This is a genomic window from Dactylosporangium sp. CA-152071 (assembly GCF_050936335.1).
GTDB lineage: Bacteria > Actinomycetota > Actinomycetes > Mycobacteriales > Micromonosporaceae > Dactylosporangium > Dactylosporangium maewongense.
This window is the reverse complement of record NZ_JBNJMZ010000001.1, coordinates 8,010,439-8,036,840: the sequence shown is the minus strand read 5'-3', so window position 1 is coordinate 8,036,840 and position 26,402 is coordinate 8,010,439. Positions and strand designations below refer to the sequence as shown.

The window sequence follows — 26,402 nt, the reverse complement described above, 5'->3', positions numbered from 1 at the left end:
TTAGATCCTTCGGTCCAGAACGAGCACGGTGAGCGCCGGGGTGGCGACGATGACGAGGGCACTGAGGCCGATCCGGGCCGCGACGGTGTCGACGAGCAGCCAGATGAACGTGAGTGCCACCAGGACGAGCAAGATGATGACGGAGCGCTGGCCACGGGAACGACGTGCGAAAAGCTTACCGGTCCGGCCGATCTTGACCTTCGGCACCAGCCGCCGGGCGGCGATCCGCCGGCGGCGACGGCGCTCGGCCTTGAGCAGGCGCTCGGCCCGCTCGGCCTCCAGCACCGCCCGCCGCCGGGCGCGTTCCTTAGACAAGGCTGCCGAGCCAGTTGGACAGCAGCGTCGCCCCCGCGTCGCCGGACTTCTCCGGGTGGAACTGGGTGGCTCGCAGCACCTCCGACTCGAACGCGGCGACGAACAGCTCGCCGTGCACCGTGGTCGCGACCTCGATGCCCGCGGCCCGCTGGGCCTCCACGGGCGTGGGCGCGTAGGAGTGCACGAAGTAGAACCGGGTGTCGGCGGGCAGGCCGGCGCCCAGGACCGTGCCGGCGGGCCAGGTCACCGTGTTCCACCCCATGTGGGGCACGACCGGGGCCCGCAGCCCGGTCACCGTGCCGGGCGCGAGGCCGAGGCCCTTGGTGACGACGCCGTGCTCCTCGCCCTCCTCGAACAGCACCTGCATGCCGACGCAGATGCCGAGCACCGGCGCGCCGACGCGGACCCGCTCGGCGATCGTCGGGCCGGCGCCGAGCTCGTCGATTCCGGCCATGCAGGCCGCATACGCCCCGACGCCCGGCACGACAAGCCCGTCGGCCCGGGCCGCCTTGCCCAGATCGGACGTGACCTCGACCTCGGCGCCGACCCTGGCGACGGCCCGCTCGGCGGAGCGCAGGTTGCCGGAGCCGTAGTCGAGGATGACCACCTTCTTCATGCCGTCCCCTTTACAGCCAGAGCAGCCCGCCGGCCGCGGCGACGGCGGCGAGCAGCAGCGTGATCACGAACGGCACCTTCGACGTGCTCTGCTGCCGCAGCGACAGCGCGCCGCCCAGCAGCAGCCCGGCGAGCCCGAGCAGCAGGATGCTCACCACGGGCCGGCCACCGATCCGGCGCCGCCGAGCCGGCCGGCACCCACCGGCACCCCGCCGCCCCCGAAGGAAGCACCGCGCCCAGCGGCGCGGCGAGCGGCGCGCCCAGCGGCGCGGCCCAAGGCACCACCGCCGACGGCGTCATCCCAGACGGCACGGCCTGAGGCTCCGCGCCCAGTGCCATCCCCGACGGCGCGGCCCGAGGCATCACGCCCAGCGCCACTCCCGGCGACGCCGGCCAGAGCGCCGCGCGCCACGCGGCCGGACAGGACACCGCTCACAGGGCGCCCTTGGTGCTGGGCACCACGCCGGCGTTGCGGGGGTCGAGCGCGCACGCCTGGCGCAGCGCCCGGGCGACCGCCTTGAACTGGGCCTCGACGATGTGGTGCGCGTCGGGCTGGGCGCCGTGCCGGCCCGCCCGCAGGATGCTGACGTGCAGCGTGACCCGGGCCGCGTGGGCGAACGACTCCCAGATGTGCCGGGTCAGGCTGGTCGGGTAGTTGCCGCCGATGTGCGGGGCGATGTTCGCCGGCTCGTCGTGGACCATGTAGGACCGCCCCGACAGGTCGACGACGGCGGAGGCCAGGACCTCGTCGAGCGGGACCTGGGCGTTGCCATAGCGGGTGACGCCCGCCTTGTCGCCCAGCGCCTCGGCGAACGCGGCGCCGAGCGCGAGCGCGGTGTCCTCGACCGTGTGGTGCGCGTCGATCTCGAGGTCGCCGACGGTGTGCACCCGCAGGTCGAACCCGCCGTGCTTGGCGATCTGGTTGAGCATGTGGTCGTAGAAGCCCACGCCGGTCGAGATCTCGCCGACCCCGGTGCCGTCGAGGTCGAGCTCCACGGAGACCTTGGTCTCCTTGGTGACCCGCTCGATCTTGGCGGTGCGACTCACAGCAACTCCTCCAGTGCGTTCAGGAAAGCGTCGGTCTCCTCGGGCGTGCCGGCGGTGACCCTCAGCCAGCCGGGGACGCCGACGTCGCGGATCAGCACGCCGCGGTCGAGCAGCGCCTGCCAGACACCCTTGCTGTCGCCGCGGGGCGCGCCGAAGAGCACGAAGTTGGCGTCGCTGTCGGCGACCGTCAGGCCCCAGCCGCGCAGCGTCTCGACGATCCGGTCGCGCTGGGCCTTGACCGCGTCGACGGTCGACAGGAGCGCGCCGGTGTGCGCGAGCGCCGCCCGCGCGGCGGCCTGGGTCAGCGCCGACAGGTGATACGGCAACCGCACCAGCTGCACGGCGTCGACGACGGCCTCGCCGGCCGCGAGATAGCCGACCCGCCCGCCGGCGAGCGCGAACGCCTTGCTCATCGTGCGGGTGACGACCAGCCGCGGGAACCGCTCGATCAGTGACAGCGCGAACGGCGTGCCGGGGCGCGCGAACTCCGCATACGCCTCGTCGACGATCACCATCCCGTCGGCCGCTTCGGCGACGGCCCGCACCACGCCGAGCGGCAGCGCGGTGCCGGTCGGGTTGTTGGGCGAGCAGAGGATGACCACGTCGGGCCGGTGCTCGCGGACCTTCGCGACGGCGTGCTCGGCGGTCAGCGTGAAGTCGGCGTCGCGCCGCCCGTCGATCCACGCGGTGCCGGTGCCGGCGGCGAGCAGCGGGTGCATCGAATACGACGGCGTGAAGCCGAGCGCGGTGCGGCCCGGCCCGCCGAACGTCTGCAGCAGCTGCTGCTGGATCTCGTTGGACCCGTTGGCCGCCCACGTGTTGCGCCAGGTCAGCCCGTGCCGCAGGTATGCGGCGAGGTCGGTGCGCAGGGCGACGGCGTCGCGGTCCGGGTAGCGGTTGAGGTCGCGCAGGACGGCGGAGAGGGCCTTCTCCATCTCCGCGACGGCCTCGTCGGGCAGCGGATACGAGTTCTCGTTGGTGTTGAGCCGCACGGCCACGTCGAGCTGGGGCGCGCCATAGGGCGTCAGCCCGCGCAGCTCGTCGCGGAGCGGCAGGTCCTGCAGGCCGGTCACTGTGCGAACCTCACCTTCACGGCGGCGCCGTGCGCCGGCAGATCCTCGGCCTCGGACAGGGCGACGACGTGGTCGGCCACCTCGGCGAGGGCGTCGCGCCCGTATTCGATGAGCTGCACGCCGCGCAGGAACGTCTGCGTCGACAGCCCCGACGAGTGCCGGGCGCAGCCACCGGTGGGCAGCACGTGGTTGGACCCCGCGCAGTAGTCGCCGAGCGACACCGGCGACCAGGCGCCGACGAAGATGGCGCCCGCGTTCCAGACGCGCTCGGCGACGGCCCGCGCGTCGCGGGTCTGGATCTCCAGGTGCTCGGCACCGTAGGCGTCGACGACCCGCAGCCCCTGCTCCAGATCGTCGACGATGACCGTGGCCGACTGGGTGCCGGTGAGCGCCTCGGTGACCCGCTGCAGGTGCTTGGTCGCCGCGACCTGCCGGGCGACCTCCGCCTCGACGGCCTCGACGAGCTCCAGCGACGGCGTGACGAGGACGCTCGCGGCGAGCGGGTCGTGCTCGGCCTGGCTGATCAGGTCGGCCGCGACGTGCCGCGGGTCGGCGGTGTCGTCGGCGAGGATCGCGATCTCGGTCGGCCCCGCCTCGGCGTCGATGCCGACGATGCCGCGGAGCATGCGCTTGGCGGCGGTGACCCAGATGTTGCCCGGGCCGGTGATCATGTCGACCGGCTCGCAGCCTTCCTGGTCGCCGTAGCCGAACATGGCGACCGCCTGCGCGCCACCGACCGCGTAGACCTCGTCGATGCCGAGCAGCGCGCACGCCGCCAGGATGTTGACGTTGGGCAGGCCGGTGTCCTTCTGCGGCGGGCTGGTGACCGCGATCGACGGCACGCCCGCGACCTGCGCCGGCACCACATTCATGATCACGCTCGACGGGTACACGGCGAGACCGCCCGGCACATAGAGCCCCACCCGGCGGACCGGCACCCACCGCTGTGTGACGGTGCCGCTGGTGCTCAGCAGCGTCGTCACCTCGGTGCGCCGCTGGTCGCCGTGGACCTTGCGGGCCCGCTTGATCGACTCGAGCAGCGCGGCGCGCACGGCCGGGTCGAGCCCGGCCTCGGCCTTGGCGATCGCCTCGGCCGGCACCCGCAGGTCGGTCAGCTCCACCCCGTCGAGCCGGCGGGTGGCGTCACGGACCGCGCTCGCCCCATGCTCGTGGACCGCCTCGACGATCGGGCGCACCTGCTCGGTGGCGACGGAGACATCCAGGGCGGCACGGGGCAGCAGACGGCGCGGATCCGTGGTGGAGCCGCGCAGGTCGATCCGGTTCAGCACCCTTGGGAGTCTAGGCGGAACCACCGACAATTATTCGGTCGCGTCCCGCTGTGCGGGCTGTCGGGATTGCGCCCAGCGCCAGTTCAGCTCGGCCGCGTCCGGTGGCGGCCCGGGCAGCACGGACCGCAGGTCAGCGCCGTCCCGCCGCATCCCGTCCAGCAGCAGGGCCAGCTGGCGGCGGCGCAGTTCGGCGGTGCGGTCGCGGTCCGGCACGCGGATCGCCGCGCACGCCTCCAGGATCAGCGTGACGTCCGCCACCACGACGTCCGGGCGCAGCCCGCCGTCCTCGTGCGCCCGCCGCACCAGGTCACCCGCGAGCACACCCGCCCGCACCGCATCCGCGCGCATCTCTGGGGTCGAGGTGAACGTGCCGGCGAGGTGCACGGTGAGCGAGTGCACGTCCGCCTCGACGACCCCGCGCAGGAACCGCACCAGCGCCGCCCACCCATCCGCCTCCTCGGCGGCCGCCTCCGCCTCCGCGACGAAGGTGCGCAGACCGTCGTGGCACAGCGTGCGGAGCAGGTCGTCCTTGCCCTTGTACCGCCGGTACAAGGCGCTGATCCCGACCCCGGCCCGCTCGGCGACGGCGGCGATCGGCGCCTTCGGGTCCTCCAGGAACACGTCGCGCGCCGCGGCGAGGATCACACCGTCGTTGCGGGCCGCCTGCACACGCCGGCCGGACAGGTTCGTCATGCCGCCACTGTACCGCCCGAGCGGAACGGACCGTTCCGGTCTGCCTCATTCGACGCTCATCTGTTTCGCAGTAGCCGTCACGGTGCGGCAAACGGGGTCCGCTCGGCTAGGCTTCGCCCGTGGAGGAAGCGAACGAACCCGAGCGGACCCTCCTGCCGCTGTTCCCTCTCGGCACCGTGCTGTTCCCGGGGCTGGTCCTGCCCCTGCACGTGTTCGAGCCCCGCTACCGCACGCTCGTCCAGCACCTCGCGGAGCTGCCCGCCGACCTCCCGCGCGAGTTCGGCGTGATCGCGATCCGCCGCGGCTGGGAAGTCGGCCGCGTCGAGGGGGAGGTCGGAGAGACCACCGACGCGTCGATCACCGCCGGCGAGGCCCTGTCGCTGTACGAGATCGGCTGCGCGGCCGAGATCCGCCAGCTGACCGAGCTCGCCGACGGCCGCTTCGACCTCATGACCGTCGGCCGCCGCCGTTTCCGCCTGCTCGGCCTCGCCCGCAACGACGCCCCGTACCTCACCGGCGAGATCGAATGGCTCCCCGAGCCGAAGGGCGAACCCGACCGCGAGGAGGAACTGGCGGCCGGCGTCCTCGCCGCGTTCCAGCAGTACCTGAAGGCGGTCCGCAGCGACGAGGACGGCGACGGCGAGCAGCTGCCCGACGACCCCACGGTCCTGTCACACCTGGTCGCCGCCACGGCGTCGCTGACCCTGGAGGACCGGCAGTCACTGCTCGCCGAGCCCGACACGACCAGCCGCCTGAAAGCCGAACGCGCCCTCCTCCGCCGCGAGGCCGCCCTCCTCGGCCAGGTCCGCGCCGTCCCGGTCGCCCTGTCCGACCTGGCCGTCCCCTCCAGCCCGAACTAACCCCCGCAGCCCCTGCGCCGCCGGCCTCGCCCGGACACGGCACGAGGACGGCGACAAGCCAGGCCGAAGGCAGGGCCGTTCCCGAGACCACGGACAGGGCCGCGCAAGGACGGGATGAGTCGGACCGTAGCCAGTGCCGCTCCGAGACCACGGACGGACGGAAACGAGTCCGCCCCCGAAGCGGTGCCCAGCACAAGGCCAGGGACAGGAATCAGGCCGAACCCGCGCCCGCAACACGGGACGATGACGGGGATGAGCCGGACCTGAGGCGGTGCCGAGAACGGGCGACCACGAACGGGCACGACCCGAGGACGGGGAGGTGGCTCAGCGCCGGGGTTGGGCTCTCGGGGCTGGGGATGCGGACCGGGTCGGGCTGGGTCGTGTCGGGTGCGGATCAGGTCGGGTCGGGTGCGGGTGGGGTCGAGGCGCCAGGCGGGGCGGCGTCGTGTTGGCCTGCGGAGGTCTGGGCAGCCGCACCGGACGGACCGGAGGCGGGCTTGCGGAGGTCGGGGCGGCCCGGTGCGGGATCGTCGTGTGGCTGAGGGGTGGGCTGACCGCCAGCGGTCGGGGTGCCGGTGCTGGACTGGGTGCCGGTGGGCGGGGCGGGCCACGGTGAAGGGCTTGCTGGGGACTCGCCCCCGGTGGTGGGTTGGCTGAAGGAGGCGTCGGTCGGGGGGCCGCCGTGTCCGGGATGCGGATAGCCGGGGTGCTCGGGGGCGGGCCAGGGCTGAGCGGGCTGATCGAAGCCGTGCTGGGCGGCGGGGCCGGGGTAGACGGGGCCGGGCCGGGCAGGGTCGAGTGAGCCGAACACGGGATGGGCGGGGCCGGCGTAGGGGCCCACGTTGTCCGGGTGGCCGGCGTAGGGGCCGCCGCCGTCCGGGTAGCCGGCGTAGTACGGGTCGCCGGTGGGCACGTCCGGGTCAGGGTCGTGGGTCAGGGTGGGCGACGTGTGGAAGCCCGCGAGGCACGTGTACACCACGGCGGCCACGAGGGCCTGGATGAGCAGGGAGCCGCGGACCCACGGGACGAAGCCGTGCCACAGGCTGGCCTCGCCGGCGCGGACCTTGGCGGGGCGGAAGATGTGGGTGTCGACGGGGGCGTGCCCGGCCAGGTCGAGGTAGTGCGCATAGCCGATCTTGTTGCCGAGCCACGCAGCCAGGGCGGCCGCCGCGGCCGAGCCGACGACGAGGCCGGCGAGGATGAACGGGCCCCGGTAGCGGCGCAGGATGACCCAGGCGGCGACGGCGATCAGAATCCCGGCCGCCGCGCCGAGGATCATGAACCAGCCGTCGTCGGCGAAGTAGCCTTCGGGCTCGCCGTCGATGGGATATGGGCCATACGGCGTCTGGACCAGCTCCACCTTCGGCGCGATCCACGACCACAGCAGGCCGACGGGGGCGCCGAGCGCGACCACCACGGCGGCGACGATCAGGCCGAACAGGGCCTCCAGCCCGAGTGACCGGCGCCGCGGCGGGGACGGCTTGGGAAGCTCCGGCTGGTCGATCGGCTCGATCGGGGCGATGCTCACCATCCCATCCTGCCAGGCCCGGCGCCGGCGCCCCGACCCGTGCCGCCGCTCGCGGGCACACCGCCCGCCGGGCCACCGCCGGGAGGCACATCGCCGGTCGAACCACCGCCGGCGGGCACACCGCCGCCGGGCACCGCGGCCGGCCCCAGCAGCGACGTGAGCTCCCGGAGCAGCTCGGCGGTGACCGCGACCCGCTGCGGCCCGATCGAGATGAGGGTGCGCCTCGGGCCGTTGACCAGGTCGACCTGCACCTCGGTGGGGCCGGGATGTCGGCCGACGACCTCCCGCAGCCGCTCGACGAGCGGCGTGGTGCACCGGTCCGGCGGCAGGGAGAGCACCAGCGGCCCGTCGGCGGGAGCGGCCGGGGCGGTCAGGTCGGGGACGGACAGGTCGCCGGCCATCAGGCGGGGCGCCTCCTCGCGGCGGTCGACGCGACCCTTCACCGACACCACCGCGTCCTCGGCGATGTACTGCCCGATCAGCTCATACGTGTTGGGGAAGAACATCACCTCGACGGCGCCGTCCAGGTCCTCCAGCGTCGCCGACGCCCACGGGCGGCCCTGGCGGGTGACGCGGCGCTGCACGCCGGAGAGGATGCCCGCGAGGATCACGGACGTGCCGTCGGGCACGGTCTCCTCGTCGGCGAGGGCGGCCACGGAACGGTCGGCGGAGCGGCGCAGCACCTCCTCCAGCCCGCGCAGCGGGTGGTCGGAGACGTAGAGGCCGAGCATCTCGCGCTCGAAGGCGAGCCGCTCCGCCTTGTCCCACTCGATGGCGGGGACGGGCGGCGACGCGACGAGGGCCGCCGAGCCGAACAGGTCGAACTGGCCGATGGCCTCGTTACGCTTGGTGATCATGACGGACTCGACGGCGTCGGCGTGCACGGCGATCAGGCCGCGCCGGGTGTGGCCTAGGGAGTCGAAGGCGCCGGCCTTGATGAGCGACTCGATCGTCTTCTTGTTGCACACGACCTGGTCGACCTTGGCGAGAAAGTCGTAGAAGTCGGTGTACGGCCGGGCGCGCACGATCGCCGCGACGACCGCCGGCCCGACGTTGCGCACGGCGCTGAGGCCGAAGCGGATGTCGGCGCCGACGGCGGAGAAGCGGCCCTGCGAGGCGTTGACGTCGGGTGGCAGGACGCGGATGCCCATCCGGCGGCACTCGGCGAGGTAGAAGGCGGAGCGGTCCTTGTCGCCGCCGATCGAGGTGAGCAGCCCGCTCATGTACTCGGCGGGATAGTTGGCCTTCAGATACGCGGTCCAGTAGGCGACGAGCCCGTAGGCGGCGCTGTGTGCCTTGTTGAACGCGTAGTCGGAGAAGGGCACGAGCAGGTCCCACAGGGTGCGGATCGCGTCGTCGGAATAGCCGCGCTCGCGCATGCCGGCGGAGAACGGCGCGAACTCGCGGTCGAGGATCTCCTTCTTCTTCTTGCCCATGGCGCGGCGCAGCAGGTCGGCGGCGCCGAGGGAGTAGCCGGCGACGCGCTGCGCGATCGCCATGACCTGCTCCTGGTAGACGATCAGGCCGTAGGTGTCGCCGAGGATGTCCGCGAGGGGCTCGGCCAGCTCGGGGTGGATCGGGGTGACGGGGCGGCGCCCGTTCTTGCGGTCGGCGTATTCGTTGTGCGCGTTGGCGCCCATCGGGCCGGGCCGGTAGAGCGCGCCGACGGCGGAGATGTCGGCGAACGCGTCGGGCGCCATGGAGCGCAGCAGGGCGCGGACGGGGCCGCCGTCGAACTGGAAGACGCCGATCGTGTCGCCGCGGGACAGCAGCTCGTAGGTCGCCTTGTCGTCGAGCGGCACGCTCTCCACCGCGAGGTCGGCCCCCCGGTTCTGCCGGATCGCGTCGAGGGCGTCGTCGAGGATGGTGAGGTTGCGCAGGCCGAGGAGGTCCATCTTGAGCAGGCCGATGTCCTCGCACGCGCCCATGTCCCACTGGGTGATGATCGCGCCGTCCTGCTCGCGGCGGTGGACGGGCAGCACGTCGAGCAGCGGCTCGCGGGACAGGATGACGCCGGCGGCGTGCACGCCCCACTGCCGCTTGAGCCCTTCGAGGCCGCGGGCGGTGTCGACGACGGTGCGGACCTCCTGCTCGCCCTCGTAGAGCCGGCGCAGCTCGGCGGCCTCCTGGTAGCGCGGGTGGGCCTGGTCGAAGGCGCCGCTGAGCGGCATGTCGCGGCCGAGCACCGGCGGCGGGACGACCTTCGTGATCCGCTCGCCGACGGAGAACGGCAGGCCGAGGACCCGGGCCGAGTCCTTGATCGCGGCCTTCGCCTTGATCGTGCCGAACGTGATGATCTGGGAGACGCGGTCGTCGCCATAGCGCTCGGTGGCGTAGCGGATGACCTCGCCGCGGCGGCGCTCGTCGAAGTCCATGTCGATGTCGGGCATGCTGACCCGCTCGGGGTTGAGGAACCGCTCGAAGAGCAGCCCGTGTTCGAGCGGGTCGAGCTGGGTGATGCCGAGCGCATACGCGATGAGGGCGCCGGCGGCGGAGCCGCGGCCGGGACCCACCCGGATGCCCTCGCGGCGGGCGTGGGCGACGAGGTCGGCGACGACCAGGAAGTAGCCCGGATAGCCCATGCTGCTGATCACGGACAGCTCATAGTCGGCCTGGCGGGCGTGGTCGGCCGGGATCCCCGCCGGGAAGCGCCGGGCCAGGCCGCGCAGCACCTCGGCCCGCAGCCACGAGTCCTCGGTCTCGCCCTCCGGCACCGGGAACCGCGGCATGAGGTCGCGGTGCGCGAACACCGGCGCGTAGGAACCGATGCGCTCCGCGACGGCGAGGGTGGCGTCGCAGGCGCCGGGCACCTCGGCGTCCCACAGGGCGCGCATCTCGCCGGCGGACTTGAGGTAGAAGTCGCGGGCGTCGAACTTGAACCGCTTCGGGTCGGCGAGGGTCGTCGCGGACTGCACGCACAGCAGCACCTCGTGGGCGTCGGCGTCGCCGGGGTGCGTGTAGTGCAGGTCGTTGGTGGCGACCGGGGTCAGGCCGAGCCGCTTGCCGAGCCGCAGCAGGTCCTGCCGGACGCGGGTCTCGATGCCGAGGCCGTGGTCCATCAGCTCGAGATACAGGTTGCCGGGGCCGAAGATGTCGCGCAGCTCGGCGGCGGCGGCGCAGGCCCGCTCGAAGTCGCCGATGCGCAGCAGCGTCTGCACCTCGCCGGAGGGGCAGCCGGTGGTGGCGATCACCCCGCGCGAATACTCGGCCAGCAGCTCACGGTCGGCGCGCGGCTTGTAGAAGTAGCCTTCGATGCTGGACCGCGACGACAGCCTGAACAGGTTGCGCAGCCCGGTCTCGTCGGCGGCGAGCATGGTCAGGTGCGTGTACGCGCCGCCGCCGGAGACGTCGTCCTCGCCGCCGGCCGCCCAGCGGACCCGGGTGCGGTCGCCCCGGTGGGTGCCGGGGGTCAGATACGCCTCGATGCCGAGGATCGGCTTGATCCCGGCGGCGACGGCCTGCCGGTGGAAGTCGTAGGCACCGAACATGTTGCCGTGGTCGGTCATGGCGAGCGCGGGCTGGCCGAGCCGGGCCGCCTCGGAGAACAGGGACCCGAGCCGGGCGGCCCCGTCCAGCATCGAATACTCGGTGTGCACGTGCAGATGTACGAACGACTCCCCCACGTCGCAGAACCTATCCCCGGGGTACGACACTTTGCGAGACTCGCAGCATGATCGACCGTGACCGTCTGGGCGCACTGTTGCGCCGCGAGCGAGCCGCCTTCGCCGACCGTAACCCACGCTCCGCCGAGGAGTACGCGAACGCCGGGAACCTGTTCGGCCGCGTCCCGATGACCTGGATGAACAAGAACGCCGCCGGTTTCCCGCTCTACCTGGCCACGGCCCGGGGCGCGACGCTCACCGACGTCGACGGTCACGAGTACACCGACTTCTGCCTCGGCGACACGGCCGCCATGGCGGGGCACGCTCCGGAGGCGACCCGGAAGGCGGCGCAGGAGCAGTTCGCGAACGGCGCCTGCGCCATGCTCCCCACCCCGGACGCGGCCTGGGTGGGCAAGGAGCTCACCAGGCGGTTCGGCGTCACCGAGTGGAGCTTCGCGCTCACCGCCACCGACGCCAACCGCTGGGCCATCCGCCTGCTGCGCGCCGTCACCGGACGGCCGAAGATCCTCTTCAACAGCTACTGCTACCACGGGTCGGTCGACGAGTCGCTGATCGTGACGAGCGACCAGGGCCCGCGCAGCCGCGAGGGCAACGTCGGCGCCCCCTGCGACGTCACCACCACCAGCCGGGTCGCGGAGTACAACGACCTCGAAGGCCTCGAGCGCGAGCTCGCGCACGGCGACGTCGCCGCGGTCGTCATGGAGCCGGCCCTGACCAACATCGGCATCGTGCTGCCGGAGCCGGGCTACCTCGAAGGCGTGCGGGAGCTGACGCGGAAGTACGGCACGTACCTGGTCAACGACGAGACCCACACGTTCTCCGCCGGCCCGGGCGGCGCCACGGGACGCTGGGGGGCTGGAGCCGGACGTGGTCACGATCGGCAAGGCGATCGGCGGCGGCATCCCGGCGGCCGCCTACGGGCTCTCCACCGAGATCGCGCGGCACATCGGTCAGCGAAAGGACCTCGACCTCATCGACATGGGCGGCGTCGGCGGCACCCTCGCCGGCAACGCGCTGTCCATCGCCGCGACCAGGGCGACCCTGGAGCACGTGCTGACCGACGAGGCGTTCACCGGGATGGAGCGCCTCGCGGAGCGGTTCGAGGCCGGCACGAAGCAGGTCATCGACGCGCACGGCCTGCCGTGGTCGGTGAGCCGGCTCGGCGCCCGCGTCGAGTACCGCTTCGCGAACCCGGCCCCGCGCAACGGCACCGACAGCGCGAAAGCCGCGGACGCGGACCTCGAGGACTACCTGCACGTGTACCTGGCGAACCGGGGCATCCTGCTCACGCCGTTCCACAACATGGCGCTCATGTCACCGGCCACCACGGAACAGCAGGTGGATCAGCACGCCGTCGTGTTCGGCGCGGCGATCGAGGAGCTTCAGCGCGCGTAGGGGTCCATCATCACGGCAGCCGCCCGCAGCCACGCGCGCTTCGTCGCCGGCGCCAGCATCGTGTACTCGATGTTGGAGCCGCTCTCGAGCGCCGGGTCGTACGGCACGACGACGACGGCTCTGGTCCGGGAGCGGAAGTGCCCGGCCAGGTCGTCGATGAGCGGCGTCGGGTTGGGCGTCGGGCAGGACAGCAGGGTCACCGCGTTGGCGACGAGCTCGTCCATGCCGGCCTCGTCGAGCAGGTCGAGCATCCAGTCGGCCGTGAACGCCGCGTCCTCCCGCGGGACGCTGGTCACGACCAGCTGGTCCGCGGTCTGCAGGACGGTCTGCCAGTTGGGGCTCTCCACGTTGTTGCCGGTGTCGACGCAGATCACGTCGTGGGTGCGGCGCAGCAGCTCCAGGACGCGGCGCACCGTGTGCGGGTCGAGCCGCTGCGCGAAGCGCGGGTTCTCCTCGCCGGCGAGGACGTCGTACGAGCCGTCCGAGGCGTGCCGCAGGTAGTCGTCGAGCTGGTCGTACAGGTCGTAACCGGAGGCGTTCTCCACCCGGACGAGGTCGGCGATGAGGTGCCGGATGGTGCGGGCGTGCCGGGCGCTGCCGGCGCGCAGGCCGAGGGTGCCGCGCAGCTCGTTGTCGTCCCAGGCGATGACGCCCTTGCCGCGCACGCTGCCGATGGTGGCGGCGGTCAGCACGGTCGCGGTGGTCTTGTGGACCCCGCCCTTCGGGTTGGCGAAGGCGAGGACCTTGGGGGTCGGGATCTCCTGGCGCAGGACCTGCACCATCTGCTCGGTCGGGTCCGCCGGGCGGGCTTGATACTCCACCTGAGGACCTCGACGACTCTCATAGGGGTCGACGACCCGACGCTGCGACGGAGCGTCGGCGAGGGGGCGCGTGCCGTTGGGATGCATTGGCTCGTCATCGTAGGGCCGCGCGGGCGGATATGGGGCGCTGGGGCGCTCGAACCTTCCGTCGTAATCCAGATCACCCGGGCTTGACCGGCCGAGCAGGGCCCGGTCGAGCAGCGAACGCCAACGGGCGGGCGGCTCCGACGACCTGTCCCAACCGGCATCGGCCCGCTCTGCCACGCTGGCCCTCCCTCCGCACCGCAGCGTCCACCCGTACCCCAGGCTACGGACCGAACACTATTCGGACCACACCTGCGGGAGCATCCCCTGCATCAACTGCACGACAGGCCGAAGAGATATCGCCTCAGGACGGACCGGCCGACGCGGAGGCGGCCGGCAGAGGCCCCGCGACCTGTGCCTGCTCTGGCAGCGGCGGCAGGAACACCGTCCGGTCGAGGCGGCGCAGGTCGGTGATCGGATCGACGGCGCGGGTCTCCGGGCGGGCCGCGACGGCCCGCAGCCCGGCCGGCGCGGCGTAGATCACCGCGGCGTAGACGCACGAGCAGTGCTCCCGGTACGCGGTCGCCTCCTTGTCGGCGATGATCGCCCCGTCGAGGTACACGGCACGGACCTCGCCGGGCTGGTTGGCGGCCTTGTCGAGCAGCTGCCGGTAGTGCGCGGCCTCCCCGGTCTTGCGGGCGGCGGTCGCGTCCATCGCCTTCACCACGTCGGAGGGCACCTCGTAGGCGCCGAGGCGGACCAGCTCCGTCTGCTCGCCCGGCAGCGGCACCCGCGCGAAGACACTCGACAGGGCGACACCCGAGAGCACCGGGGTCAGCCGGTCGGGGCCGAGGTACGCGGTGAACGACACCAGCGCGTACACGGACTGTTCACCCGTGAGTGCGGCCAGCTCGTCGGCGGAGCTCCGCACGTACACCGGGATCGAGCCGCCCTCGTCGACGCCGACGCGCAGCACGTCGCCCAGGGAGGGGTCGCTGCGCTGGTGCCGCTGCGCGCCGTGGACGACCAGCAGGGTCGCCGTGACCGCGACCAGCGCGACCACGGCGGTGAAGACGCGCAGGCGGACGGCGCCCCGGAACAGCCGGGCGAGGACGTTGCCGGCGGCGGGGAGCAGCCGCTGGTCGAGCCGCTGGAAGAAGTTCATCGCGCGTCGAGCGTCGCACAGGCAGGTTGCACGCCTCTTGACAGGGGTGGCCAGTGAAGACTATCTATCAGGAAGGTTTCCTAATAGAAAGGTGCCTTCGTGAGAGCTCCCGCCATCGCGACCGCCCTCGGTGCCGCAGCCGCCCTCGGTGCCGCCGTCGCGTTCATGGTCGCCGCCCCCGCCCAGGCGGCCGCCACGCTCCCCGCCCACGTGTTCGCCCCGTACTTCGAGGCGTACAACGGCGACAGCCTCAACGGGCTGTCCCAGCAGTCCGGGGTCAAGCACCTGACCCTGGCCTTCGTCCAGACCGCGACCCGCGGCTCGTGCACCGTCTACTTCAACGGCGACACGTCCATGCCGATCGCGAACTCGACGTTCGGCGCCGACATCGCCGCGATCCGCGCCCGCGGCGGCGACGTCATCCCCAGCTTCGGCGGCTACGCGGCCGACAACGGCGGCACCGAGATCGCCGACAGCTGCACCGACGTCAACCAGATCGCCGCCCAGTTCCAGAAGGTGATCACCACGTACGACGTGACCCGCATCGACCTGGACATCGAGGACAACTCGCTGACCAACACCGCGGGCATCGACCGGCGCAACAAGGCGATCAAGCTGACCGAGGACTGGGCCGCCGCCAACGGCCGGACCGTGCAGTTCCAGTACACGCTGCCGACCACCACGACCGGGCTCGCCCCCAGCGGCCTCGCCGTGCTGCGCAACGCGGTCACCAACAACGCCCGGATCGACTACGTCAACCAGATGACGTTCGACTACTACGACAACCAGCCGCACCAGATGGCCCAGGACACGATCACCGCGTCCAACGGGCTGCACACGCAGCTCGGGCAGCTGTGGCCGGCCAAGACGGCGGCGCAGCGGTGGGCCATGATCGGCGTCACCGAGATGATCGGCGTCGACGACTTCGGCCCCGCCGAGACGTTCACCCTCGCCGACGCCCGTACCGTGCTCAACTGGGCCAACCAGCAGGGCATCGCGGCGCTGTCGTTCTGGGCGCTGCAACGCGACAACGGCAGCTGCCCCGGCGGCGCGGCGGCCGACAACTGCTCCGGCATCCAGCAGCAGACCTGGGAGTTCTCCCACATCTTCAACCCGTTCACCAGCGGCGACAGCGGCCCCGGCTCGCCCAGCCCGTCGGTGTCGAAGAGCCCGAGCACCAGCCCCAGCACGAGCCCGAGCACCCCGCCCGGCAGCGGCATCGTCAACGGCGGCTTCGAGACCGGTGCCCTGAGCCCGTGGACGTGCGCGCTCGGCAGCGTCGTCACCACCCCCGTGCACGGCGGCACGAAGGCGCTCAAGGCGGCCGCGTCCAGCTCGGACACCGCGCAGTGCTCGCAGACCGTCGGCGTGTCCGCGAACCGCACGTACACGCTGAGCGCCTGGGTGCAGGGCAACTACGCGTTCCTCGGCGCCACCACCGGCACCGGCGACGTGAGCACCTGGACGCCGGGCGGATCGACCTGGACGAAGCTCACCGTCACGGTCAACACGGGCAGCTCCACCTCGATCAAGGTGTGGGTGCACGGTTGGTACGGCACGGGCACGATCTACGCCGACGACGTCACCCTCGTGTAGCACTGTCTTCGCCAAGAAACCTGACCGCCGCGGTTCATCCAGGGACGGACCACGGCGGTCAGGCCGCGAGGACCTCCAGGGCGTTGCTGAGGTCCGGCGGGTAGTCGCTGACGAACGACACGTACTCGCCCTCCCGCGGGTGGATGAAGCCCAGCTCCCGGGCGTGCAGCCACTGCCGCCCCAGCCCCAGCCGGGCCGACAGCGTCGGATCCGCGCCGTACGTGGTGTCACCGACGCACGGGTGCCGCAGGGCGGAGAAGTGCACCCGGATCTGGTGGGTGCGCCCCGTCTCCAGCTTGACGTCGAGCAGGCTCGCCGACGGGAACGCCTCGATCGTGTCGTAGTGCGTGATGCTCGGCCGGCCGCCGGAGACGACCGCGAACTTGTAGTCGTGGCCGGGATGCCGGTCGATCGGGGCGTCGATGGTGCCGCGCAGCGGGTCCGGGTGGCCCTGGACGACCGTGTGGTACCGCTTCTCGACCTCGCGGTCCTTGAACGCCCGCTTCAGGATGCTGTAGGCCATTTCGCTCTTCGCGACGACCATGAGCCCGGTGGTGCCGACGTCGAGGCGGTGCACGACCCCCTGGCGCTCGGCGGCGCCGCTGGTCGCGATCGTCAGCCCCATCGCGGCGAGCCCGCCGATGACCGTCGGCCCCGTCCAGCCGGGGCTCGGGTGCGCGGCGACACCGACCGGCTTGTCGACCACGACGATGTCGTCGTCGCTGTACACGATGCGCAGGCCGTCGACGGGGATGGCCTCGACCGTGACCTCCGACGGCGGCGCGGGCAGGGTCACCTCGAGCCAGGCGCCACCGGTGACCTTGTCGGACTTCGCGCGGATCTGCCCGTCGACGGCGACGTCACCCGCCTCGACCAGCGCCGCAGCCACGGTCCGGCTGAAGCCGAACAGCCTGGTGAGCGCCTGGTCCAGGCGGCTGCCGTCGAGCCCGTCGGGGACGGGCATCGACCGGGTCTCACGCATCGCTGGGGTCCTTGCCGACCCGGCCGCTGGGCCCGTAGCCCAGCGAGAGCGGGTTGGACTCGGCGGGCTCGCCCTTCCCGGCCCGGGTGCCGTCGCGGCGGCGGCCCGTGAACTCCAGCAGGATCGCCAGCGCCACGCCGACCGTCAGCGCCGAGTCGGCGATGTTGAACACCGGGAAGTGCCCCGCGTGGTCGTCGAGGAAGCTGAACATGTCCACGACGTGGCCGTGGAACGGCTTCGGCGCCCGGAAGATCCGGTCGCCGAGGTTGCCCGTGGCGCCGCCCAGGATGAGGCCGAGCGCGACCGCCCATGGCACAGAGACGGTCGTGCGGACCATGACGAGCAGCCAGGCGATCACCGCCGAGGCGATGATCGGGAAGACCCACGTCAGGTCGCTGAACATGCTGAATGCCGCGCCGCTGTTGCGGGCGTAGATCACATAGATCAGGCCGCCGAGCAGCTTCACCGGCTCGCCGTGCGCGATGACGGAGGTGGTCCACTCCTTCACTGCGAGGTCGATGCCGATCACCACGACCGCGACAGCGCCGAACAGGCTCCAGGCCTTTCGCCGGCTGCCGCGGGGGGTGGTCGTGGTGGTGTCGTCCTGGGTGGTCAGCGCCGCTCCTCCAACTGCTTGCAGGTGACGCAGAGCGTAGCCGACGGGAACGCCGCCAGCCGCTCGACCGGGATCGCGTTGCCGCACTTCTCACACCAGCCGTAGCCGCCCTCGTCGAGCCGCTCCAGGGCCCGCTCGACCTGGTTGACCCGCTCGAGGATGTTGTTGGCGAGGGTGATCTCCTGCTCGCGCTCGAACGTCTTGGTGCCGGTGTCGGCCTGGTCGTCGCCCGCCGAGTCGGTGAGCCGGTGCTGCTGCAGCTCGGCGATCTCGGCCAGGGTCTGGTCGTGCTCCGCCTTGAGCTCGTCGCGCCGCTCGATCAGCGCGACGCGGATCTTCTCCGTCTCCGCGGCGGTGCGCGTGCCACGGGCCTTGGCTGCGGCGGTCTTCGGTTCGGCGGTCTTGGCCATCGTGGCTCCCTTGGCCGCACGAGCGGCGATCGGCGACGTGTTGGATGTGGTGCCTGAGCCGCCCGCGTCGTCCGCAAGCCCCCCAGTGTTGCCGCGCTTGCTCTGCGCCGACGTGGTGCTGTTCCCCCGAGCCGCCGCTTGCCGAGTGCCGCGTTTCTGTGCTGTTGTCACAGTGGTCACACGCGTCACATCAGCGGCGTCATGCTGCCCGGCGGTGCTCGCGGACGTGTCTTTCGGCACGCCACCCGCTCGCTCGGCCATGGCTTCCCCCAGATGCAAAACGGGCGCGCGACGCGCCGTCGCGCACTCCAGTGGCTGGCAAGAATACGGAATGTACACGCGTCCGACAAACATGCCACACGCATTCCGACCAATTGGATCAGTTATTGGCGCCGATCCTCGCCATGTTCGGCAAACCAGCGCGCAAGTCTTCCTCGCCTGCTCACCGCTCGCAGCCTGCGCTCCGCCGCGTCACGCACCTGCTCGGTGGCGACGATCAGCAGACTGTCGCGGGTCTTGAGGCGGGTCTGCGATTCCGGCACGAACGCGCCGCCGTCGCGAAGCACCAGCGTCACGACCGCACCGACAGGCAATCGTAGCTCGTCCACGTGCACGCCGTTGAGCTTCGAGCCGACCGGCACCTCAAGCTGCAGCAGGTCAGCGCCCATCCGCTCCAGCGGCGCCGACTCCACCTGCAGGTCGGTCGTCTCGCCGGGTGCCGCCACGCCCAGCCGCTTCGCGACCGGTGGCAGCGTCACCCCCTGCACCGCCGTGTAGACCACGACCAGCACGAACACGACGTTGAACAGCGTCTGCGCGCCCGGCAGGCCGGCCGACAGCGGGATCGTGGCGAGCACGACCGGGACCGCGCCGCGCAGCCCCGCCCACGACAGGAACGCCTGGTCGCGCCAGCCGTACCGGAACGGGGTGACGCTGACCAGCACCGACAGCGGCCGCGCGAGCAGGATCAGCACCAGGCCGACGACCAGCGCCGGCAGCACCGCCGCGCCGAGCTCGCTGGGCGACGCGAGCAGGCCGAGCAGCACGAACAGCCCGATCTGGGCGAGCCACGCCAACCCGTCCGCGAAACCGAGCATCGCCCTGCGGTGCGGCAGCCGGGAGTTGCCGAGCACGACACCGGTCACGTACACCGCCAGGAAGCCCGACGCGTGCGCGACGGAGCCGACCGCGTACGCCAGCACGGTCAGGCCGACCGCGGCCAGGGGGTACAGGCCGGCGGACGGCAGCGCGGCGCGGCGCAGCGCCCAGGCCCCGCCCAACCCGACGACGAGCCCGATGACGGCGCCGGCGAGCAGCTCGTAGCCGACCAGGCCCAGCTGCTCCCACCACGGGCCGGTGACCCCCTCCGGCAGCGACAGCAGCACGACCAGGATCACCACCGGCGCGTCGTTGATGCCGGACTCGGCCTCCAGGATCGCGGCGAGCCGTGGCCGGACCGGCATCCTGCGCAGCGTGGAGAAGACGGCCGCGGCGTCCGTGGAGGACAGCACCGCCCCGTACAGGAGCGACTGCTGCCAACCGGCGCCGAGCGCGAAGTGCGTGATCACACCGACCACCGCCACACTCACCGCGACGCCCACCGTCGACAGCACCACGGCCGGCCCCAGCACCGGACGCAGCGTCGACCAGCGGGCCGTCAGACCACCCTCGGCGATGATCACCACGAGCGCGCAGATGCCGAGGGTACGGGTGAGCTCCGCGTTCTCGAAGTTGATGCCGAGCCCCGCCTCGCCGATCACGACACCCAGCAGCAGGTACACCAGAAGGCTGGGCAGACCGAGCCGCACCGACAGACGCACCGCACCCACGCAGACCAGCAGCACCGCCGCGCCGATGAGCAGCGCGAGGTTGAACTCGTGGCTCAATGCGAGGGGTCCATCAGCGCGGCCAGCCGTGCGGCGTGCCCCTCCGGCAACGTCTCGGGCAGCTCCACGAGCTTGTCCCGGCTGGCGGCGCCCGCCTTCAGCCGCAGCGCCGACGGCCGCAGCCCCAGCGCGCCGGCGAGGGCCTTCAGCGCGGCCTCGGTGGCCTGCCCGTCAACGGGGCGGGCGCCGACCGCGACGATCAGCGCCGGGCCGTACGGTCCGGCGTGGCTCCCGCCGACCGCGGTGCGCGAGGCACCCGGCTTGACACGGATCGCGATGGTGGGCATGCCTTTATTGTGAAGGTTCACCCGTTCGTGGGCGATCGACCAGACCGGTGGACCATCACCCGGACCGGTCACCTCTCACGACCCGCCACCCGCAGCTACCTTGCCACCACTGAAGGTAGTAACTCCGAGATCAATTTCTCCCGATACGTTACGGTGTAGGACAAGGCCGCCGTCACCGCCGAGGTCCCCGACGTGCCCCGCAAACGACGCCCGTGCCGGGTCCGTCGCCCCCAGCACGACGACCAGGCCAGCCACGGACGCCTCGCCTCGCCCGCACGGCCGCCCGCGCGTAAGCACCCGGTCGCGGCGCCGGCCAGGCCGGCTCAGCCGGGGGCGAGCAGGCAGGCCCACGGACGCCTCGCCCGAGGTCGTCTACGCGTCAGCGCCCGGGCGTCCAGACCGGAGCGTCCAGGCCCGAGCCTCCAGGTCGGGGTTGTTCAGCCCGGAGCGTCAGGGCCGGGGTTGTTCAGGCCGGGTTGTTCAGGCCGGGGTTGTTTTCAGGACAGGGTGGTCCTGGCCAGCCAAGCCGGGACGACCAGGCCGGCCTACGGACGCCTCTCCCGCAGGTGCTTGCGTGGTCGCCTGCGTGGAAGTGCCTGGCCGGGGACGACCAGGCTGCCCTGTCAAGACGACCAGGCTGGCCCGCGGACGCCTCGCCTGGAGTCGTCCCGCGCCCGCCCCACCGTCACCCCGTGGGCGCCGAGCTCCCGCCGCGCGGAAACGCCCAGCCGGGCACATCTGGATCGTCCGGCGGTAGGCGTGATCCGCCCCTCCGGGTGTCCGAGCACATGCCGGGCCGGTCGACGACGGCCGGCCCGGTCGGTCGGCCGGCCCGGTCGGCCGGTGAGCGTGCCCAGAGCCGGGAGCCGGTGAGCGTGCCCAGAGCCGGGAGTCCGACGGCCGGAAGCCCGGCCGGGTCCGATCGCCGGAGGCGTCCAGGCGGCTCCGTTTTCCGTGGCGGGGCCAAATGCAGCGGACGTCCGCCTGGGTCCGCGCGGGACGGAAGTGCGCCGGCCCGGGCCGCGGCGTGCGCCGAAAGAAACGAGCGGGCAGGTCAGAGGTCAGGCGCGGCCGCGGTCCGACGGCCGGGAGCGCCCAGCCTGGTCCGGCGTCCGCGGCAGGCCCGGTGGAGTGAACGCCTGGGGCCGAGCCGGACGGATGTCCGTCCGGCTCGGGCCGCGGCGTGCGCCGAAGAAGGGCGAAAGGTCAGGCGCGGCCGGCGAGGACGGCGTCGTTGGGTTCGCAGACGCTGCAGGGGGTGAAGCCGAGCTCGACGGCCTCGCTGATCGGCAGTGGCTCGCTCTCCCGGCCGAGCAGGTGCACGCAGCCGCGCACGTGGTAGCGGGGGCGACCGTCGATGACCAGGACCTCGTCCTGCATCGTGGCGACGCGGGCCATGTCGGCGGGTGACGACGGCTGGATCGGGGGCTCGTCCTCCGGGTCCTCGTCGTCGAACTCCTCGCCGTCGACGGACCATTCGCCGTCCGGGGAGGCCGGGTAGTCGTCGTACGGCTGCTGCGGCACGACCGGCTCGTCGCGGACGGGCGGCGTGATCGCGGTCTCGTCGACGGGCGGCACGTTGGCGTCGGTCCGCCCACTGTCCGCGAGCCGGGCGGGACCGCCTGAGCCGGAGCCGGAGCCAGCACCGGAACCAGAACCGGCGCCGCGGCCGTACGTGGTGCCGCCGGTGGACCGGGTGCCGACGCCGACGGGCTGGCGGGCCTCGCGGACGCTGTCAGCGTCCAGGCGGGACTCGAACGGGTCGTAACGCTCGTCGTTGGGCACCTGCCGGCCGGTGCGCACGGTGCGGGACGAGCGGGCGGCGGCGGCCTGGCGGCCACCGACGATGAGGGCGACCGCCGCGAGGAGGCTCGCCCCGATCGACGCCACCAGCAGGGCGTCAGCGCCTTGCAGCAGGCCCACCACGAGCAGGCCCACGGCCACGACGATCAGCAGCAGACTTCCGACGATCACGGCCTACCCCTCCGCAAGCTGAGCCCGGCAGATGCTGCGCAACGGTCCCGGGCGAGTGTCTCTCAGCCCGTACAACGAACGAGACCCCGGATAGCGACCGGCGCCCCAGCCGAATTTCGACTGGGGCGCCGCGTGTCGCATTGACCGGCGTGTCAGTGCTCTGTGCTGGTCACCCTGATGAGCCGCCGAGGTTGCCGAACTGAAAGCGGAGGGACTAGCGTCCCGCGCCCTCGTAGCCACCCGAGAGGCCCGCCGCGGCGAGACCGGTGCCACCGGTCGCGGCACGGGGCGCGGCCTCGTTGCGGGCGGCCATCTCGGCCTCGAGGCTCTGCTCGCGGCCGGTGAGGTCGCGCAGCTGGCTCTCCAGGTAGGCCTTCAGGCGGGTCCGGTACTCCCGCTCGAACTGCTTGAGCTCCTCGATGTGCTTCTGCAGCGCGGTGCGCTTGGCGTCGAGACCGCCCATCGCCTCCTGGTGGCGCTGCCGGGCGTCGCGCTCCAGCGCGTCGGCCTTCGCGCGCGCGTCGCGGGTGACCTCCTCGGCCTTGGTGCGGGCGTCGGAGAGCAGCTTGTCGGCCTCGCGGCGGGCGTCGGACACGTGGTCGTCGGCGGTGCGCTGGGCCATCATCAGGACGCGGAGCGCCTGCTGCTCGCCGTCGCCGCCGGCCGGGCCGCCCTGCGAGCGGATCTGGTCCAGCTCCTGCTGCATGCCGCGAGCGGCCTGCTCGGCGGACTGCTTCTCCCGCTGGACGCGCTCGAACTGCGTCTTGAGGTCGGCCAGCTCCGAGGCCAGGCGCGGGTCGCCGCCGCCGCTGGGACCGGCGGGGGCGCGACCGCCACCACCGCGTTCGAGCTGCGCGCGCAGCTCGTTGTTCTCCTCGATCAGACGGGCGAGCTCGCGCTCGACCTCGTCGAGGAAGGCGTCGACCTCCTCCTCGTCGTAGCCCCGTTTACCGATGGGGGGCTTCTTGAAGGCGACGTTGTGGACGTCGGCCGGGGTCAGCGGCATCGAAACTCCTCGGGTCAGTTGCGGCCGCGTGGCCGCCGATCGGGGCGAGTCACGAGAACACCTCGATCAGTTGCCTTACCACGACGTTCATCAGCACGAACAGGATAACCAGCAGCACAAGCGAAGACAGGTCCACGGCCACGGTACCAATACGCAGCGGACGGATCACCCGCCTCAACGCTTTGAGCGGCGGATCGGTGACGCTCCACACCACTTCGAGCGCTGCCGCCGCGCCCCGGCCCGGTTGCCAGCGGCGGCCGAACTGCATCACATAGCCCATGACAAAGCGAGCGAGGAGCACCACCAGGAACAGGTAGAGCAGCAGATACACGATCTGCAGGGTGATGGACACCACGGCCGTTGAGTCCTCGCATCAGCTCTGGTTGAAGAACCCGCCCTCGGCGATCTTAGCTTTGTCCTCTGCGGTGACCTGGACATTTGCCGGAGAGAGCAGGAAGACCCGGTTGGTCACCCGCTCGAAGTTACCACGCAGGCCAAACACCAGTCCTGCCGCGAAGTCGACCAGTCGCTTCGCGTCGGCCTCGTCCATTTCGGTGAGGTTCATGATCACCGGGTGGCCGTCACGGAAGTGCTCGCCGATGGTCCGGGCCTCGTTGTACGTCGTGGGGTGCAGCGTCGTGATCGCGTAGCGGCGGTCGTCGGCCTCTTCCTCGACCACTGTCCGCTCCCTCGTCACCGGCTGCGGCGCGATCGCCAGGTTGTCTCGTGTCGGGTAGCTGACGGTCGTGGGCCGCGTGATCGAGCGCACGGTGCTGCGGCTCGCGGCGGCGGCGTCGCGCTCGGCCGCGGAGAGCCGCTCGGACGCCGTCAGGCGCTCCGAGGTCGTCATCCGCTCGGCGGCGGCGAGGCGCTCGGACGCGGTGAGCCGCTCCGAGGAGGAGGTGGAGAGCCGGTCCGACACCGAGAGCCGGTCCGACACGGAGAGCCGGTCGGACGTCATGCGGGCACGCGGCGCCGGCACCTCGTCGACGTCGTCCTCGTCGTCGGCGAAGTCGTCACCGTAGCCCCGGTAGTGACGGTCGTCGTAGCCCCGCTCGTCGTCGTCCTCGACGAGCCCGAGCCATACACCCGCCCTGCGCAGAGCACCCATGCGCGCTCCTCCGTCCACCGCCATGCGGCACTTCCCCCCGTTGTCGGTGCCACCGATCACGATGGTGTGACACCGCCCCGCCGGCGCAGAACCACACCCGTGTAGTTTTTCCGTTCCCGCGGTCAGGCTACCCCAGTGGGGGTCGATTTCCGAGCAATGCGCTACCGACACGGACATGTGTCGAGCCGTGCGAAATCGCGGATTCGAGGTCGTCGCTCATGCCGGCGGAAATCCAGTCCGCGTCCGGAAAGGAGATCCGCAGGCGGGCGGATACGGCGGCGAGTCGCTCGAATGCCGCGTCCGGATCCCATCCGAGCGGCGCGACGGCCATCACACCTTTGAGTGTCAAAGCGGGGCTCGCCGCGATTGATTCGGCCACCTGTTCGATAATTCCGGTGACGGCGCCGCCGCGGTGCTCGTCGTCGTCGAGGCTCACCTGCACGAGCGCGCCCAGCGGCGTGTCGCGTCCGGCCCGCACCGCGGCGTCCGTCAGCGCGTCCACCAGCCGCAGGCTGTCCACGGAGTGCACGACCGACGCGTACGAGGCGACCGAGCGCGCCTTGTTGCGCTGCAGCTGACCGATGAAGTGCCAGCGCAGCTCGGCGGGGCACGCGGAGGCCTTGGGGGCGGCCTCCTGGTCCCGGTTCTCCCCCACGTCCAGCACGCCCAGCGAGGCCAGGCGGGTCACGTCCTCGGCGGGGTACGTCTTGGTGACCGCGACCAGGGTCACCTCGTCGGCGGGCCGCCCGGCGGCCCTGCAGGCCGACGCGACCCGGGCGCGGACCACAGCCAGGTTGTGTTCGATCTCCGCGGTCCGTGCGTCGCCCACGTGGCCCTCCGAGCATGCGAAACGAATCGGGTGGGCCCCGGAGGACCCACCCGATTCTTTCAGGCGCCGTTCTTCAGGAAGTCCGGCACGTCGACGTCGTCGAACAGCACCCGCCGGGGCGGCGGCGGGGCCTGGCGCTCGACCGGGGCCGACTCCTTCGGCTGGTGGTGGTGCTGCGGCCGCGGGGCGCGGGCCTCGACCGGCCGGTAGGCCGGCGCGCCGCCGTCGAACCCGGCCGCGATCACCGTGACGCGCACCTCGTCGCCGAGCGCGTCGTCGATGACCGCACCGAAGATGATGTTGGCGTCGGGGTGGGCCGCGTCGGTGACCAGCTGCGCCGCGTCGTTGATCTCGAACAGGCCGAGGTCGGAGCCACCGGCGATGGACAGCAGCACCCCGCGCGCGCCGTCCATGCTCTGCTCCAGCAGCGGGCTGGAGATCGCCGACTCGGCCGCCTCGACGGCCCGGTTGTCACCGCGCGCGCTGCCGATGCCCATGAGGGCACTGCCGGCTCCGCTCATGACGCTCTTCACGTCGGCGAAGTCGAGGTTGATCAGGCCGGGCGTGGTGATCAGGTCGGTGATGCCCTGGACACCGGAGAGCAGGACCTGGTCGGCCTGCCGGAAGGCGTCCATCATCGAGATGCCCCGGTCGCCGAGCGCCAGGAGCCGGTCGTTGGGGATCACGATGAGCGTGTCGCACTGGTTGCGCAGCTCCTCGATCCCGGCCTCGGCCTGGACCTGCCGGCGCTTGCCCTCGAACGAGAACGGCCGGGTGACCACGCCGATCGTCAGCGCGCCGAGCTTCCGCGCGATGTTCGCCACCACCGGCGCGCCGCCGGTGCCCGTGCCGCCGCCCTCGCCACAGGTGACGAAGACCATGTCGGCGCCCTTGAGCACCTCTTCGATCTCGTCCCGGTGGTCCTCGGCGGCGTTCTTGCCCACGTCGGGGTTGGCGCCGGCGCCGAGCCCGCGGGTCAGTTCCCGGCCGACGTCGAGCTTGACGTCGGCGTCGCTCATCAGCAGGGCCTGGGCGTCGGTGTTGATCGCGATGAACTCGACGCCCTTGAGGCCAACCTCGATCATGCGATTGACGGCGTTGACCCCGCCGCCGCCGATGCCGACGACCTTGATGACCGCGAGATAGTTGTGCGGATGTGTCATCGGACTGCCTTTCCTTTCGAGGTTGGCGAGCGCCGATCCCTTCCCGGAGCCGTCAGACTGGTGTAGCCCGGCCCCGCGACGGGCGGCGTCCGCC

23 protein-coding genes and 3 pseudogenes are annotated in these 26,402 nt (G+C 72.1%); 4 read left to right on the top strand and 22 right to left on the bottom strand.

Annotation, left to right across the window (positions count from 1 at the left end):
- From ACQEVZ_RS36230 to ACQEVZ_RS36200, 7 genes are all read right to left on the bottom strand, one after another.
- A complete protein-coding gene (locus ACQEVZ_RS36230) occupies window positions 1-285 on the bottom strand; it encodes a hypothetical protein (protein ID WP_425552269.1) in 285 nt (94 codons plus the stop codon).
- Window positions 286-307: 22 nt separating this feature from the next.
- On the bottom strand, window positions 308-931 hold the full coding sequence (gene hisH / locus ACQEVZ_RS36225) for an imidazole glycerol phosphate synthase subunit HisH (RefSeq protein WP_433374921.1): 624 nt from the start codon (window positions 929-931) through the stop codon (window positions 308-310).
- A gap of 10 nt (window positions 932-941) precedes the next feature.
- Window positions 942-1,088: a hypothetical protein gene (locus tag ACQEVZ_RS36220; protein WP_344503945.1), complete on the bottom strand. Its 147-nt coding sequence runs from the start codon at window positions 1,086-1,088 to the stop codon at window positions 942-944.
- Between the two features lie 274 nt (window positions 1,089-1,362).
- Window positions 1,363-1,977 carry an imidazoleglycerol-phosphate dehydratase HisB gene (gene hisB, locus ACQEVZ_RS36215; protein ID WP_433374918.1) on the bottom strand — a complete coding sequence of 205 codons (615 nt, stop codon included), beginning with the start codon at window positions 1,975-1,977 and terminating at the stop codon, window positions 1,363-1,365.
- Window positions 1,974-3,050 carry a histidinol-phosphate transaminase gene (locus tag ACQEVZ_RS36210; protein WP_433374915.1) on the bottom strand — a complete coding sequence of 359 codons (1,077 nt, stop codon included), beginning with the start codon at window positions 3,048-3,050 and terminating at the stop codon, window positions 1,974-1,976. The genes hisB and ACQEVZ_RS36210 overlap by 4 nt, the downstream gene beginning before the upstream one ends.
- Window positions 3,047-4,339: a histidinol dehydrogenase gene (hisD, locus tag ACQEVZ_RS36205; RefSeq protein WP_433374912.1), complete on the bottom strand. Its 1,293-nt coding sequence runs from the start codon at window positions 4,337-4,339 to the stop codon at window positions 3,047-3,049. Before hisD ends, ACQEVZ_RS36210 begins: the two co-directional genes overlap by 4 nt.
- A gap of 30 nt (window positions 4,340-4,369) precedes the next feature.
- Window positions 4,370-5,032: a TetR/AcrR family transcriptional regulator gene (locus ACQEVZ_RS36200; RefSeq protein WP_433374909.1), complete on the bottom strand. Its 663-nt coding sequence runs from the start codon at window positions 5,030-5,032 to the stop codon at window positions 4,370-4,372.
- A gap of 119 nt (window positions 5,033-5,151) precedes the next feature.
- On the opposite strand from ACQEVZ_RS36200, the gene ACQEVZ_RS36195 reads away from it, so the two are divergent.
- On the top strand, window positions 5,152-5,892 hold the full coding sequence (locus ACQEVZ_RS36195; RefSeq protein WP_354898052.1) for an LON peptidase substrate-binding domain-containing protein: 741 nt from the start codon (window positions 5,152-5,154) through the stop codon (window positions 5,890-5,892).
- A gap of 394 nt (window positions 5,893-6,286) precedes the next feature.
- Here the strand turns inward: ACQEVZ_RS36195 and ACQEVZ_RS36190 are convergent, their stop codons facing one another.
- Both ACQEVZ_RS36190 and dnaE read right to left on the bottom strand, forming a co-directional pair.
- A complete protein-coding gene (locus ACQEVZ_RS36190; RefSeq protein ID WP_433374906.1) occupies window positions 6,287-7,420 on the bottom strand; it encodes a DUF2567 domain-containing protein in 1,134 nt (377 codons plus the stop codon).
- 128 nt (window positions 7,421-7,548) lie between these two features.
- Window positions 7,549-11,043: pseudogene (gene dnaE, locus ACQEVZ_RS36185) on the bottom strand (DNA polymerase III subunit alpha); the annotation flags it as partial.
- Window positions 11,044-11,090: 47 nt separating this feature from the next.
- Between dnaE and ACQEVZ_RS36180 the strand changes: the two are divergent.
- A pseudogene (locus ACQEVZ_RS36180) lies at window positions 11,091-11,834 on the top strand (aminotransferase class III-fold pyridoxal phosphate-dependent enzyme); the annotation flags it as partial.
- A gap of 76 nt (window positions 11,835-11,910) precedes the next feature.
- Window positions 11,911-12,438, top strand: coding sequence for an aminotransferase class III-fold pyridoxal phosphate-dependent enzyme (locus ACQEVZ_RS36175; protein WP_433374903.1), 528 nt, complete (start codon window positions 11,911-11,913; stop codon window positions 12,436-12,438).
- Here the strand turns inward: ACQEVZ_RS36175 and ACQEVZ_RS36170 are convergent.
- Both ACQEVZ_RS36170 and ACQEVZ_RS36165 read right to left on the bottom strand, forming a co-directional pair.
- Window positions 12,426-13,409, bottom strand: a pseudogene (locus ACQEVZ_RS36170) (MinD/ParA family ATP-binding protein); the annotation flags it as partial. The gene ACQEVZ_RS36175 and the pseudogene ACQEVZ_RS36170 overlap by 13 nt on opposite strands.
- Before the next feature lie 238 nt (window positions 13,410-13,647).
- The gene (locus ACQEVZ_RS36165; RefSeq protein ID WP_433374900.1) at window positions 13,648-14,448 is read right to left on the bottom strand and encodes a hypothetical protein; all 801 of its coding nucleotides are present in this window, start codon (window positions 14,446-14,448) and stop codon (window positions 13,648-13,650) included.
- Window positions 14,449-14,547: 99 nt separating this feature from the next.
- On the opposite strand from ACQEVZ_RS36165, the gene ACQEVZ_RS36160 reads away from it, so the two are divergent.
- Window positions 14,548-16,044 carry a glycosyl hydrolase family 18 protein gene (locus ACQEVZ_RS36160; RefSeq protein WP_433374897.1) on the top strand — a complete coding sequence of 499 codons (1,497 nt, stop codon included), beginning with the start codon at window positions 14,548-14,550 and terminating at the stop codon, window positions 16,042-16,044.
- A gap of 58 nt (window positions 16,045-16,102) precedes the next feature.
- On the opposite strand, the gene ACQEVZ_RS36155 is transcribed toward ACQEVZ_RS36160, so the two are convergent.
- From ACQEVZ_RS36155 to ftsZ, 11 genes are all read right to left on the bottom strand, one after another.
- Window positions 16,103-17,026 carry an RluA family pseudouridine synthase gene (locus tag ACQEVZ_RS36155; protein WP_433374894.1) on the bottom strand — a complete coding sequence of 308 codons (924 nt, stop codon included), beginning with the start codon at window positions 17,024-17,026 and terminating at the stop codon, window positions 16,103-16,105.
- The gene (gene lspA / locus ACQEVZ_RS36150) at window positions 17,019-17,642 is read right to left on the bottom strand and encodes a signal peptidase II (RefSeq protein WP_433377164.1); all 624 of its coding nucleotides are present in this window, start codon (window positions 17,640-17,642) and stop codon (window positions 17,019-17,021) included. Before lspA ends, ACQEVZ_RS36155 begins: the two co-directional genes overlap by 8 nt.
- Entirely contained in the window at window positions 17,639-18,052 is a 414-nt protein-coding gene (locus ACQEVZ_RS36145) for a TraR/DksA family transcriptional regulator (protein WP_344503934.1), read from the bottom strand. Before ACQEVZ_RS36145 ends, lspA begins: the two co-directional genes overlap by 4 nt.
- A gap of 383 nt (window positions 18,053-18,435) precedes the next feature.
- Complete coding sequence (locus tag ACQEVZ_RS36140; RefSeq protein ID WP_344503933.1) at window positions 18,436-19,938, bottom strand: potassium/proton antiporter; 1,503 nt, start codon at window positions 19,936-19,938, stop codon at window positions 18,436-18,438.
- On the bottom strand, window positions 19,935-20,225 hold the full coding sequence (locus tag ACQEVZ_RS36135) for a DUF167 domain-containing protein (RefSeq protein ID WP_344503932.1): 291 nt from the start codon (window positions 20,223-20,225) through the stop codon (window positions 19,935-19,937). The genes ACQEVZ_RS36140 and ACQEVZ_RS36135 overlap by 4 nt, the downstream gene beginning before the upstream one ends.
- Window positions 20,226-21,431: 1,206 nt before the next feature.
- Window positions 21,432-22,199 carry a hypothetical protein gene (locus tag ACQEVZ_RS36130; RefSeq protein ID WP_433377304.1) on the bottom strand — a complete coding sequence of 256 codons (768 nt, stop codon included), beginning with the start codon at window positions 22,197-22,199 and terminating at the stop codon, window positions 21,432-21,434.
- 214 nt (window positions 22,200-22,413) lie between these two features.
- Complete coding sequence (locus ACQEVZ_RS36125) at window positions 22,414-23,205, bottom strand: DivIVA domain-containing protein (protein ID WP_344503931.1); 792 nt, start codon at window positions 23,203-23,205, stop codon at window positions 22,414-22,416.
- A gap of 49 nt (window positions 23,206-23,254) precedes the next feature.
- A complete protein-coding gene (locus tag ACQEVZ_RS36120) occupies window positions 23,255-23,560 on the bottom strand; it encodes a YggT family protein (protein ID WP_344503930.1) in 306 nt (101 codons plus the stop codon).
- 18 nt (window positions 23,561-23,578) lie between these two features.
- Window positions 23,579-24,316 (bottom strand): cell division protein SepF, encoded by a 738-nt coding sequence (locus ACQEVZ_RS36115; protein ID WP_360558681.1) that lies wholly within the window; start codon window positions 24,314-24,316, stop codon window positions 23,579-23,581.
- A 127-nt stretch (window positions 24,317-24,443) separates the two neighbouring features.
- Window positions 24,444-25,145: a YggS family pyridoxal phosphate-dependent enzyme gene (locus ACQEVZ_RS36110; RefSeq protein ID WP_433374887.1), complete on the bottom strand. Its 702-nt coding sequence runs from the start codon at window positions 25,143-25,145 to the stop codon at window positions 24,444-24,446.
- Window positions 25,146-25,204: 59 nt separating this feature from the next.
- Window positions 25,205-26,308, bottom strand: a complete 1,104-nt coding sequence (gene ftsZ, locus ACQEVZ_RS36105; protein WP_433374884.1) for a cell division protein FtsZ — start codon at window positions 26,306-26,308, stop codon at window positions 25,205-25,207.
- Between the last annotated feature and the right edge of the window lie 94 nt (window positions 26,309-26,402).

Bases quoted from the DNA above. Each gene is read 5' to 3' on its own strand.
- hisH (WP_433374921.1), bottom strand. From the start codon at position 931: ATGAAGAAGGTGGTCATCCTCGACTACGGCTCCGGCAACCTGCGCTCC.
- ACQEVZ_RS36200 (WP_433374909.1), bottom strand. From the start codon at position 5,032: ATGACGAACCTGTCCGGCCGGCGTGTGCAGGCGGCCCGCAACGACGGT.
- ACQEVZ_RS36165 (WP_433374900.1), bottom strand. From the start codon at position 14,448: ATGAACTTCTTCCAGCGGCTCGACCAGCGGCTGCTCCCCGCCGCCGGC.
- ACQEVZ_RS36155 (WP_433374894.1), bottom strand. From the start codon at position 17,026: ATGCGTGAGACCCGGTCGATGCCCGTCCCCGACGGGCTCGACGGCAGC.
- ACQEVZ_RS36145 (WP_344503934.1), bottom strand. From the start codon at position 18,052: ATGGCCAAGACCGCCGAACCGAAGACCGCCGCAGCCAAGGCCCGTGGC.
- ACQEVZ_RS36135 (WP_344503932.1), bottom strand. From the start codon at position 20,225: ATGCCCACCATCGCGATCCGTGTCAAGCCGGGTGCCTCGCGCACCGCG.
- ACQEVZ_RS36125 (WP_344503931.1), bottom strand. From the start codon at position 23,205: ATGCCGCTGACCCCGGCCGACGTCCACAACGTCGCCTTCAAGAAGCCC.
- ACQEVZ_RS36115 (WP_360558681.1), bottom strand. From the start codon at position 24,316: ATGGGTGCTCTGCGCAGGGCGGGTGTATGGCTCGGGCTCGTCGAGGAC.
- ftsZ (WP_433374884.1), bottom strand. From the start codon at position 26,308: ATGACACATCCGCACAACTATCTCGCGGTCATCAAGGTCGTCGGCATC.